The organism is Oleiphilus sp. HI0123, from assembly GCF_001635315.1.
The window spans coordinates 1-591 of the sequence record NZ_LWGE01001787.1; the positions used below are offsets into that span (position 1 = coordinate 1).

The 591-nt window shown below is 49.2% G+C and carries 1 protein-coding gene; it reads right to left on the reverse strand.

The genetic code is table 11. The features are described from left to right. Positions 1-591 (reverse strand): biotin carboxylase N-terminal domain-containing protein (locus A3761_RS24050; RefSeq protein WP_156492086.1); only part of this gene is annotated, 591 nt, incomplete at both ends.

Sequence of the window (591 nt, forward strand, 5' to 3'; positions counted from 1 at the left end):
CACCCATGCGCTGGCGAAGTTCAGGGTCGACAAATGGCGAAGGCGCTTCTTCAACCACTTTTTGGTGGCGACGCTGGATAGAGCAGTCGCGTTCACCAAAATAAACAGCATTACCGTACTTGTCGGCGAAGACTTGAATTTCAATATGACGAGGTTTGATCACGGCACGCTCAAGAATCAGCTCACCACTGCCAAAAGCATTCTCAGCTTCTGAACTAGCTGTTTTGATTTGTGCTTCCAGCTCGCTCTCTTCAAAAACCAGACGCATACCACGTCCACCACCACCGGCAGAGGCTTTTACCATAATAGGGAAGCCGATGGTTTGGGCTTCTTTTAGGAGTGTCTCAATGTCTTGATCAGCACCTTCATAACCAGGGATACAAGGCACACCGGCCTTGGTCATAGCGATCTTTGATAAACGTTTGCTACCCATAAGCTCGATTGCTGCAGAAGGTGGGCCGATAAATTCAATATTGGCCTTTTCGCAAGCGTTGGCGAAGTCACAGTTTTCAGACAAGAAGCCATAGCCAGGGTGAATGGCGCCAGCGCCAGTTAGTTTAGCGGCCGCAAGGATTTTGTCTGCGACTAAAT